Source organism: Intrasporangium mesophilum, from assembly GCF_054783095.1.
Genome location: NZ_BAAGRF010000058.1, coordinates 383,812 through 394,104, shown reverse-complemented (window position 1 = coordinate 394,104; position 10,293 = coordinate 383,812). Strand labels below are relative to the sequence as shown.

The following is a 10,293-nucleotide window of genomic DNA, read 5'->3' as shown; positions in this document are numbered from 1 at the left end:
ACTCGAGTGTCGAGTGGCCTGGTGGTCACTAGGGGCGGGCGTAGGGGGTGGGGTTGCGGGGCCACTCGAGTGTCGAGTGGCCTCCTCGTCGCACTGACTCAGGGCAGGGCGACGGCGCCCGTCTGGTAGGCCAGGACCACGAGAGCGACGCGGTCCCGCACGCCGGTCTTGGCCAGGATGTGCCCGACGTGGGTCTTGACCGTCGTCTCGGAGACGAACAGCGCCTCGGCGATCTCGGAGTTGGTCAGGCCGTTCGCGATAGCGACCCAGACCTCGCGTTCGCGGTCGGTCAGAGCAGTGGTGCGGTCCACGAGGGCACGGGCCACTGGCGCGCTGCGGACGTACGTCTCCACGAGCCGCCGGGTGGTCGAGGGCGCGATGACGGCGTCTCCGGCATGCACGGTCCTGATGGCGGCCAGGAGGTCCTCGGGCGGCGCGTCCTTGAGCAGGAAGCCAGACGCGCCCGCCCGCAGCGCGGTGAAGGCGTACTCGTCGAGGTCGAACGTCGTGAGCACGAGCACCCTGGTGGCACAGTCGCGTTCGACGATGAGGCGGGTGGCCTCGATACCGTCCATCCGCGGCATACGGACGTCCATGAGCACGACGTCGGCCGGGACAGTCCTGAGGGTGTCGAGGCACTTCTGGCCGTCGGCGCACTCCGCGACGACGGTGAGGTCGGGCTGCGAGCGCACGAGCATGGCGAAGCCGGCGCGGACCAGCGCCTGGTCGTCGACGATCATCACCCGGATCACGAGATGGCCTCGATCGGCCGAGTCGTCTCGGGAGCGAGCCGGGGCAGGGTCGCCACGACCCGGAAGCCGCCGCGCGGGTCGGGCCCGGTGACGAGCGAGCCCCCCAGCATGTCGACCCGCTCGGCCATGCCGCGCAGCCCGTGCCCCGGGGCGCCCGCGTCCACCGGGCCGCCGAGGCCGTCGTCGACGACCTCCACGACGACGCGCGACGGGTGGACCGAGACCGTGACCCACGCGGTCGCTTCGTCACCGGCGTGCTTCATGACGTTCGTCAGTGCCTCCTGGACGATCCGGTATGCCGTCAGGCCCGTCGCCGAGCCCTCCTCGCTCCCGGCTCCCGACGGCAGCTCGCCATCGACCCGCAGGTGCACCGTCCGCCCGCCCGCGGTGAGCCCCGCCACGAGCGTCTCGATGTCGGCCAGGCCCGGCTGAGGGGCATCGGGGCTGGCCGACTCGTCGTCGCGCAGCACGCCGAGGAGCCGGCGCATCTCGGCGAGCGAGGAGCGCCCCGTCGCGGCGATCGTCGCGAGCGCCGCGGTCGCCGCGTCGGGGTCGGTGGCGGCGGCGAAGCGGGCCCCGTCGGCCTGGACGATCATGACCGACAGGCCGTGGGCCACGACGTCGTGCATCTCGCGGGCGATCCGCTGCCGGTCGGCGAGGGCGTCGGCCCTGCTCACCGCCGCCCGTTCGGCCTGCTGGTGGGCGGCGGCGTCGGCCGCGTGCGACTCGGACTCCCGCTGGAGCGCGCGCCGCTCCCGAGCGGCCCTGACCTGGTCGGCGACGGCCCACGTGAGCACGACGACCGCACCGCTGTTGAACAGGAAGATGGCGACCCGGTCGGTGAGGAAGGTCTGGAGAGGCGGGAGGTAGTACCCGTAGCGCACGAACAGCAGGACGGTGGCGAGGCCGAGCGATCCCAGGGCCGCGGAGAGGGCCCAGAGCCCGTTGCGACGATCGGTCCACAGGGTCACGCCGAACAGGGCGATGAGAGCCATGATCACCGTCGGGAGGCCCAGCATGATGCCGACCGCATAGAGCAGGTACGCCAGCCCGCCGCAGGCGAGGAAGGTGGTGCGCGGGAACCGGGGGAGGAACAGCAGCGCCACCGCGCCGAGGCCGATGCCGAGGTAGCTGAGGACCGCGGGCTGCTCCCTGACGTTGACCCACCAGACGCCGAAACCCATGACGGCCGCCACGGTGATCGACCCGACGAAGTAGAGCAGTGCGATGATCGCCCCGACGCGGTCGACGAGGGGCCGGGGTGGGGCCGCAGGCTGCGGGGCTCGCGGTGCCCGGCCGCCGGTCGGCGTGGCGGGGTCCGAGGAGTCGGGCCAGGCGGTCACGCGAGCACGCTACCCAACCGGACGGCATCCGTGATCCTCCCGGGGGAGGAGCCGGCGCCCGCTCGGCGGGAGCGGCGCACGGGAGCCACGGGTGCGGTGCCGGGATCGACCCTGGGACCGACCGTGGGAAAGACCGTGGAAGAGGCCATCGCGACGACCTGTGGCCGACCGCCACGATTTCAGGGAAACGGGCAAGGTGGCGTAGTCTTGTGCGTTGGGTGTCGTGTGCCTCGACGCTCGGATAACGCCTGTGCCTACGCACAGGCATCCTAGGCACGCCCAAGGCCGCTCCACTCCGGGTCGGCCACCAACAGATTGACGGAGGATATGGCCAAGAAGGACGGTGTCATCGAGATCGAGGGCACGATCGTCGAGGCTCTCCCGAACGCGATGTTCCGGGTGGAGCTCTCCAACGGTCACAAGGTGCTCGCACACATCTCGGGGAAGATGCGCCAGCACTACATCCGGATCCTTCCCGAGGACCGGGTCGTGGTGGAGCTCTCGCCTTATGACCTGACCCGCGGTCGGATCGTCTTCCGATACCGCTGAGCACCTGGGTCGGCTGACGGGGCGCGCACCAGCGCGCCCGCCCAGCCGGAACACGTGCGAAGCACCAACTGCACCACCACCCCGACAACACAGCACCTCGTCGTGGCGAGCCCTCCGGGCGCGCACCGGCAGGCGCACGATCTGAAGACAGCAGGCAGATGAAGGTTCAGCCCAGCGTCAAGAAGATCTGCGACAAGTGCAAGGTGATCCGCCGTAACGGGCGGGTCATGGTGATCTGCGAGAACCTGCGCCACAAGCAGCGCCAGGGCTGAGCAGCCACCACCTCGCCGTCGACAGACTTCGACAGCACGCAACACCAGTGAATGACAGCAGCACCCGGCCCCTGATGACCGACCGTCGAGTCGGCGCAGGATGTCACCCCCGGCTCGGAGGCCGGGGACCGGTGGACCGCCCTTCTGCGTGGCGGACCAGAACCGGATCGGCGCTGCTCCAGACCTCCGCGAAACAGAAAACAGGAGAACACCCAACATGGCTCGTCTTGTTGGAGTTGACCTTCCGCGCGAGAAGCGCGTCGAGGTCGCACTGACCTACATCTTCGGTGTGGGTCGCACCCGTAGCAAGGAGGCGCTGGCAGCGACCGGCGTCAACCCGGACACCCGCGTCAAGGATCTCGGTGAGACCGAGCTCGTTGCGCTTCGTGACTTCCTCGAGGGCAACTACCGCCTCGAGGGTGACCTTCGCCGCGAGGTTCAGGCCGACATCCGCCGCAAGGTCGAGATCGGCTCCTACGAGGGTCTTCGTCACCGTCGTGGTCTGCCCGTGCGCGGACAGCGCACGAAGACCAACGCGCGCACCCGCAAGGGCCCGAAGCGCACCGTGGCCGGCAAGAAGAAGGCCAAGTGACGCTGAACGCCCTGTGGCGTCGCGTCTCACCGACTCATCAGTTCTGACGTAGGAGAAACATTGCCTCCCAAGGCTCGAGTGACGAAGGTTCGTCGCAAGGAGAAGAAGAACGTCGCCCACGGGCACGCTCACATCAAGAGCACGTTCAACAACACGATCATCTCGATCACGGACCCCAACGGCGCCGTGATCTCGTGGGCCTCTGCCGGCCAGGTCGGCTTCAAGGGCTCGCGCAAGTCCACCCCGTTCGCTGCCCAGATGGCGGCCGAGGCTGCTGCCCGCCGCGCCATGGAGCACGGCATGCGCAAGGTCGACGTCTTCGTCAAGGGCCCGGGCTCGGGCCGCGAGACGGCGATCCGCTCGCTGACCGCAACCGGCCTCGAGGTCGGCGCGATCAGCGACGTCACGCCCACGCCGCACAACGGTGTCCGTCCGCCCAAGCGCCGTCGCGTTTGATCAGGCCTGAGCGAAGGATTAGGTAAGAACCATGGCTCGTTACACCGGCCCGATCACCAAGAAGTCGCGTCGTCTCAAGATGGACCTCGTCGGCGGCGACAAGAACTTCGAGCTCCGTCCGTTCCCGCCCGGCCAGCACGGCCGTCGCCGGATCCAGGAGAAGGAGTACCTCACCCAGCTTCAGGAGAAGCAGCGCGCTCGCTTCACCTACGGCGTCATGGAGAAGCAGTTCGTCCGGTACTACCAGGAGGCGGCTCGCCGCCCCGGCAAGACCGGTGAGAACCTGCTCACCATCCTCGAGTCGCGCCTCGACAACGTGGTCTACCGCGCGGGCCTGGCCCGCACGCGTCGTCACGCTCGTCAGCTCGTGACGCACGGCCACTTCGAGGTCAACGGCGTTCGCGTCGACGTGCCCTCGTACCGCGTCGAGGCCTACGACATCATCACGGTCCGCAAGCAGTCCGTCGAGTCCTTCCCGTTCGAGCTGGCCCGCCAGACGTACGGCGAGCGTCCCGTCCCGGCCTGGATGCAGGTCGTCCCGGGCTCGCTGCAGATCCTCATCCACCAGCTCCCGGTGCGCGCGCAGATCGACTCGCAGCTCACCGAGCAGCTGATCGTCGAGCTCTACTCGAAGAACTGACGAACCACTCACTGCCTGTATGCCGCTGGGCCAGCCCAGCGGCATACAGGCGGGAGTCCTAGGGGCCGGCTCGCAGACAGAGCCGGGCCGGCCCGCCCGGATCACGACCGGGCAGTTTCACGCGGCGTCATATGGCGGTCGCCCGTGGGAAGGAATGAAGAGTGCTCATCGCACAGCGTCCCGTGCTCTCCGAAGAAGTTGTTGTGGACAACCGCAGCCGCTTCACGATCGAGCCGCTCGAGCCTGGCTTCGGCTACACGCTCGGCAACTCCCTCCGTCGCACCCTGCTCTCGAGCATCCCGGGCGCGTCGGTCACCTCCATCCGCATCGACGGCGTGCTCCACGAGTTCACGACCGTGCCGGGTGTCAAGGAGGACGTCACCGAGGTCATCCTCAACATCAAGGGTCTGGTCGTCTCCTCGGAGCACGACGAGCCGGTCGTGATGTACCTGCGCAAGCAGGGCCCCGGCGCGGTCACCGCGGCCGACATCACCCCGCCCGCCGGTGTCGAGGTGCACAACCCCGACCTGCACATCGCGACCCTCAACGACAAGGGCAAGCTCGAGATGGAGCTGACCGTCGAGCGTGGCCGCGGCTACGTGTCGGCGCAGCAGAACAAGTCCGGTGACCAGGAGATCGGTCGCATCCCGGTCGACTCGATCTACAGCCCGGTGCTTGCCGTCACCTACAAGGTCGAGGCGACCCGCGTCGAGCAGCGCACCGACTTCGACAAGCTCATCGTCGACGTCGAGACCAAGAACTCGATGACCCCGCGCGACGCCATGGCCTCGGCCGGCAAGACGCTCGTCGAGCTGTTCGGCCTGGCGCGTGAGCTCAACGTCGAGGCCGAGGGCATCGACATGGGCCCGTCGCCGACGGACGCGGCGCTCGCCGCGGACCTGGCGCTGCCGATCGAGGATCTCGACCTCACCGTCCGTTCCTACAACTGCCTGAAGCGCGAGGGCATCCACACCGTGGGTGAGCTCGTGAGCCGCAGCGAGGCCGACCTGCTCGACATCCGCAACTTCGGTGCGAAGTCGATCGACGAGGTCAAGGCCAAGCTCGTCGGCATGGGTCTCTCCCTCAAGGACAGCCCGCCCGGGTTCGACCCGTCCGCCCTCGTCGAGGGCTACGGCGAGGACGACTTCAGCGACGACGACGACCAGTCATTCGTCGAGGACGAGCGTCTCTGACCAACCGCTTGTTGACCGAGTCGCCTCAGCAGACGAGTCAGCCACAGGCCACCAGGCTCGGTCAGACCTTCTAGGAGAAACGAAATGCCCACCCCCACCAAGGGTCCCCGCGTCGGTGGCGGCCCCGCCCACGAGCGGCTGATCCTGGCAAACCTGGCGACGTCGCTGTTCGAGCACGACAGCATCACCACGACCGAGGCCAAGGCCAAGCGGCTGCGTCCGCTGGCCGAGCGTCTCATCACCTTCGCCAAGCGTGGCGACCTGTCGGCGCGCCGCCGCGTGCTGACGGTCGTGCGTGACAAGGGTGTCGTCCACCGTCTCTTCGCCGAGATCGCCCCTGACATGGCGGCTCGCGAGGGCGGCTACACCCGCATCACGAAGATCGGCCCGCGCAAGGGCGACAACGCCCCCATGGTCGTCATCGAGCTCGTCCGCGAGCCGCTGTCGGCCAAGAAGGCGACGGTCAAGGAGGCCGAGGCCGCCACGAAGCGCGCCGCCAAGCAGGGCGAGGCCAAGAAGGCCGCCGCGGCGACCAAGGCTGCGGAGGACGCCGAGAAGGCCGAGGCGACCGAGGCGACCGAGGCGCCGAAGGCTGTCGAGGTGCCCGAGGGCGCTGTCGCTGCCACCGAGGACGGCTCGGCCCCCGAGGGCTACACCGTCAAGGGCAACGCCGACTCGGGCCTGTACCACGAGCCGGACGGCCAGTGGTACGACGCCACCGTCGCGGAGTTCTGGTTCAAGTCCGCCGAGGACGCCGAGGCCGCTGGCTTCACGAAGGCCGGCTCCAAGGACTGAGCTGCTCCTGTCGAAAGGCCACGAACGCCACGCGTTCGTGGCCTTTCGGCGTCGAGTGCCCCCATGGCGCTGGATCCGCACCATGTGAGGGCCGCGGCGCTCGTCCGGGTGCCCCAGGCGCTGGATCCGCACCATGTGGGGGCCGCGGCGCTCGTCCGGGGTCGGCGGCCGAGGGCCCAGCGGGGCGGGCGTCACCAGGCGTTTGCGACGTCGACGACGAGGCGTTTGCTGCCGTCCGTGTTCGTGACCGTGAAGACACGCATCGGCAGCCGAGCTCGCACGCCCAGACCGAAGTCGGTGTAGCCCTCGAAGCTCCCGAGGTTCTTCAGCTGCCGGAACGTGCGCCAGCCGGTGTAGCCCACCGCCACGAATCCCAGAGTCGACGGTGCGTTGACCGTGATCTGGATCTTGGCACCGCCCGTCAGCGCGACGGGCAGCCCGCTCCCGGGCATCGTGACGGTGCTGACGTAGCGGACGTTGTAGCCGAGCTTGCCGCCGCCCGCGGCGATGTCGAAGACCACTCGGTCGAAGCACGTGTGCTGACCAGAGCGGACACCGGCGACCGCGCCGGTCCAGAGCATCGCCGGGCTGGTCGCCTTGGGCAGCGAGCCCCAGGTGATGCCGCAGTACGGCGCCGACGCCGTGCTCGCGGTGGCCGAGCCGCTCGTGCCGGCGACGGCCGCAGGAATCGCAAGGGCGGCGAGTGCCGCGGCGACGCTGAGACGGCGACGTGTGGTTGTGCTCATGGTGAGCCCCCTTGGGCGAAGGCCGGGCCCAGCTGCCCGGCGTCCATCTCGATGACGGATGAGGCCGCACCATGGTTGACGCTGCTGACGAGTCCGCGTGGCCGGCGGCGGTCCCCGCGCTGTCCACGTCCAGCGGCTGGAGATTAGGCTCGGGCACCATGAGCGAGCACGGGCCGAGCATCCGGGTGCGGCTCGACCTCGCCTACGACGGGACGGGCTACTCCGGCTGGGCCACGCAGCCCGGACTGAAGACCGTGCAGGGGGAGCTGACCTCCGCACTGACGACCGTGCTGCGTACGACCGAGCCGGTCCAGCTCACCGTCGCGGGACGCACCGACGCCGGCGTCCATGCGCGTGGCCAAGTCGCCCATCTCGACGTCGATGTCGCGGCCTGGGCGGCGCTGCCCGGACGGTCCGACCGCGCTCCGGGCGCCGCCCTCGTGAGCCGGCTGAGCGGCATACTGCCCCCTGACATCGTGGTCCGGCGAGCGGCGGAGGCACCGACCGGTTTCGACGCGCGCTTCGGCGCGGTCGAGCGCCGATACCGCTACCGGATCGCCGACCCCGAAGGGACTCGGGATCCGCTCCGGAGGCACGACACCGTCTGGTGGCGCAGGCCGCTCGAGCTCGTGGCGATGGACGAGGCGGCGCGTGGGCTGCTCGGGCTTCGCGACTTCGCGGCGTTCTGCAAGCAGCGAGAAGGGGCCACGACGATCCGCACGCTGCACGAGTTCTCCTGGCGCCGCCTCGACGACGGTGTCATCGAGGCGACGGTGCGGGCCGACGCGTTCTGCCACTCGATGGTGCGCTCGCTCGTCGGCTCAGTCGTGCCGGTGGGGGAGGGGCGCCGCGAGCCGGACTGGCCGATTCGCTTGCAGGAGCGGGGAGTCCGCGCCTCCGAAGTGCTTGTCATGCCGGCGCACGGGCTCAGCCTCGAGGAGGTCGTCTACCCTCCCGACGACGAGCTGGCCGCGCGTGCCGTCGCGGCTCGTGCCCGGCGCGACACTCCGCCGGCCGCTGTCGAGCCGGGGTCCTCAAGCGTCGGGGGCTCCTCTGTCCGAAGGTAGTTCATCGGTGGCGGCCGGCTCGTCGACCGATCGAGGCTGGAGCAGGGCCGCGGTCATCGGCAGGAGCAGCACCGTGACGGCACCGCCGGCAACCAGGAGCGAGGCCGCGCCCGAGGTGAGGTACCCACCGTCGACGGCCACCGAGGTCACGGCCACGATGATGGGCAAGCCTGTGGCGCCGTAGAGTCCGACACGGACGGCATCGCGAGTGCCGAACGTCGGCGGCCCAGCCGGCTCGTCACGCTGCCGGCGGCTGGCCACGAAGACGGCCCCGCCTCGGACGACGACGATGAGCAGCACGAACACGACGAGCGTCCAGGGGTGCTTGGCGACGGCCGAAGGGTCGATCGCCATTCCCGAGGTGACGAAGAAGACCGGGATGAGCAGGCCGTACGCGATGCCGTCGAGCTTGTGCTCCAGCGCCCGGTCGCCCTCAGGCAGGGCCCGTCGAAGGATGAATCCCGCGGCGAAGGCCGCGAGCACCACATCGAGGTCGAAGGCCTGCGCGAGCGCCATCAGGCCGACCAGCAGCAGCACGACCACCCGGACGGTCGTCTGCGAGGTCGTCTCCGCGCCCGCCGTGATCCGGCGGTGCACCTCGGTCCCACGATGCATCCGGGTCAGCCACGTGATGGCCACGGCCGCGAGGGCGAAGACCACGAGCACCGCGATGGAGGCGAGGGACCCGCGGCTGCTCAGCAGCAGCGCCATCGCGATGACCGGGCCCAGCTCGCCGAAGGCGCCATGGGCCATCACGGTCGCACCGAGTCGAGTGGACAGCATCCCGCCGTCCTTGAGGATCGGCAGGAGGGTGCCGAGCGCGGTCGATGTCAGCGCGATCGCGATGGCGATGTTGCCGTGTGCGGTCGGCTCCGGCTGCAGGACGAACGTCAGCCCGAGGGCGACGGCGATACAGACGAGCCAGGTCACCAGGGCCCGGCGACCGAGGCGTCCGGTGAGCTCCTTGAGCTCGATCTCGTAGCCCGCGAGCAGGAAGAGCATGCCGAGGCCGAGCTGCCGCAGGACGTCGACGCCCTCGCTCGTGGTGGCCAGCCCCAGCACGTGTGGCCCGATGACCACGCCGAGCACGAGCAGGACCACGACCTCGGGCAGCAGCCGGCGCGGCACCAGGCCGGCGAGGAGGGGAGCCACCGCGGCGATGAGCGCGATCCAGAACAGCGATGTCGCAGCCTGCGCCATGGTTCCTCCCCCGGACGGATCGGAATCGATGCTACTGACGGCCTGTGGTTGGATCGAGCGCATGACCCTCCGCCCCGTCCGTTTTGTCGCGGTCTCCGTCCTCACGTGCACGTTCGTGCTGACGGGCTGCACCTCGGGCTCGGGCTCGGCTCCCGTGGCGTCCGGCAGCTCTGCGGTCGTGACCTCCGGCGGGTCCACCAGCACCGCAGCGACCGGGTCGGGGACGAGCAGCGACGCACCCGGGGACGAGGTCACCGGGCGGTCGGGCAGCTTCACCGTGGTGCCACCGGAAGGCTGGGCGGAGGCGACCGACCGGGCCAAGGACGTCGCGAACATCGATCTCGTGCTGCTGTCCTCCCGCAAGGTCGAAGGCTTCGCGAACAACCTCGTCGTCATCACCATCGACGGCGACGAGTCGGCGCTGGAGCAGGAGCTGGACAAGGGCCGGGAGCAGATGGCGGCCCTCGGACGCACGGTGACCGACGCGCCGGACCTTACGGTGGCCGGCACCGCGGCCCGAGGGTTCACGACGACCTTCAAACAGCAGGGCATCGACGTCGTGGCGCGGTCCTATGCGCTCCAGCGCAACGGCAAGATCTACCTGCTGACCCTCAGTGCATCGCACGACGACGCCGACCACGCCCTGAGCGAGCTCGACGACCTCGCGTCCACGTGGGTCTGGACGTAG

Annotated in this window: 13 protein-coding genes; 9 read left to right on the top strand and 4 right to left on the bottom strand. The window is 69.7% G+C overall.

The window, feature by feature from the left end:
* Positions 1–98: 98 nt before the first annotated feature.
* A complete protein-coding gene (locus ACYVLP_RS27115) occupies positions 99–740 on the bottom strand; it encodes a response regulator transcription factor (RefSeq protein WP_460630376.1) in 642 nt (213 codons plus the stop codon).
* Between the two features lie 8 nt (positions 741–748).
* Positions 749–2,095 carry an ATP-binding protein gene (locus ACYVLP_RS27110; protein ID WP_460630362.1) on the bottom strand — a complete coding sequence of 449 codons (1,347 nt, stop codon included), beginning with the start codon at positions 2,093–2,095 and terminating at the stop codon, positions 749–751.
* A 327-nt stretch (positions 2,096–2,422) separates the two neighbouring features.
* On the opposite strand from ACYVLP_RS27110, the gene infA reads away from it, so the two are divergent.
* From infA to rplQ, 7 genes are all read left to right on the top strand, one after another.
* Positions 2,423–2,644 carry a translation initiation factor IF-1 gene (gene infA, locus ACYVLP_RS27105; RefSeq protein WP_013493543.1) on the top strand — a complete coding sequence of 74 codons (222 nt, stop codon included), beginning with the start codon at positions 2,423–2,425 and terminating at the stop codon, positions 2,642–2,644.
* Positions 2,645–2,802: 158 nt separating this feature from the next.
* Positions 2,803–2,916 carry a 50S ribosomal protein L36 gene (gene rpmJ, locus ACYVLP_RS27100; RefSeq protein WP_006592630.1) on the top strand — a complete coding sequence of 38 codons (114 nt, stop codon included), beginning with the start codon at positions 2,803–2,805 and terminating at the stop codon, positions 2,914–2,916.
* A gap of 217 nt (positions 2,917–3,133) precedes the next feature.
* Positions 3,134–3,508 carry a 30S ribosomal protein S13 gene (rpsM, locus tag ACYVLP_RS27095; RefSeq protein ID WP_452269213.1) on the top strand — a complete coding sequence of 125 codons (375 nt, stop codon included), beginning with the start codon at positions 3,134–3,136 and terminating at the stop codon, positions 3,506–3,508.
* Between the two features lie 60 nt (positions 3,509–3,568).
* A complete protein-coding gene (gene rpsK, locus ACYVLP_RS27090) occupies positions 3,569–3,964 on the top strand; it encodes a 30S ribosomal protein S11 (RefSeq protein WP_460630361.1) in 396 nt (131 codons plus the stop codon).
* A 31-nt stretch (positions 3,965–3,995) separates the two neighbouring features.
* Entirely contained in the window at positions 3,996–4,604 is a 609-nt protein-coding gene (gene rpsD / locus ACYVLP_RS27085; RefSeq protein ID WP_460630360.1) for a 30S ribosomal protein S4, read from the top strand.
* A 161-nt stretch (positions 4,605–4,765) separates the two neighbouring features.
* Positions 4,766–5,797, top strand: a complete 1,032-nt coding sequence (locus ACYVLP_RS27080) for a DNA-directed RNA polymerase subunit alpha (protein WP_452269215.1) — start codon at positions 4,766–4,768, stop codon at positions 5,795–5,797.
* An 84-nt stretch (positions 5,798–5,881) separates the two neighbouring features.
* Positions 5,882–6,592: a 50S ribosomal protein L17, sunset domain variant gene (gene rplQ / locus ACYVLP_RS27075; protein ID WP_460630359.1), complete on the top strand. Its 711-nt coding sequence runs from the start codon at positions 5,882–5,884 to the stop codon at positions 6,590–6,592.
* A 191-nt stretch (positions 6,593–6,783) separates the two neighbouring features.
* On the opposite strand, the gene ACYVLP_RS27070 is transcribed toward rplQ, so the two are convergent.
* A complete protein-coding gene (locus ACYVLP_RS27070; RefSeq protein ID WP_460630358.1) occupies positions 6,784–7,338 on the bottom strand; it encodes an AMIN-like domain-containing (lipo)protein in 555 nt (184 codons plus the stop codon).
* A gap of 158 nt (positions 7,339–7,496) precedes the next feature.
* Here ACYVLP_RS27070 and truA point away from each other — a divergent pair, with 158 nt between their 5' ends.
* On the top strand, positions 7,497–8,405 hold the full coding sequence (gene truA, locus ACYVLP_RS27065; RefSeq protein WP_460630357.1) for a tRNA pseudouridine(38-40) synthase TruA: 909 nt from the start codon (positions 7,497–7,499) through the stop codon (positions 8,403–8,405).
* Here the strand turns inward: truA and ACYVLP_RS27060 are convergent.
* Positions 8,373–9,605 (bottom strand): cation:proton antiporter, encoded by a 1,233-nt coding sequence (locus ACYVLP_RS27060; RefSeq protein WP_460630356.1) that lies wholly within the window; start codon positions 9,603–9,605, stop codon positions 8,373–8,375. The two genes, truA and ACYVLP_RS27060, sit on opposite strands and share 33 nt — an antisense overlap.
* Before the next feature lie 61 nt (positions 9,606–9,666).
* On the opposite strand from ACYVLP_RS27060, the gene ACYVLP_RS27055 reads away from it, so the two are divergent.
* Positions 9,667–10,293 carry a hypothetical protein gene (locus ACYVLP_RS27055; protein ID WP_460630355.1) on the top strand — a complete coding sequence of 209 codons (627 nt, stop codon included), beginning with the start codon at positions 9,667–9,669 and terminating at the stop codon, positions 10,291–10,293.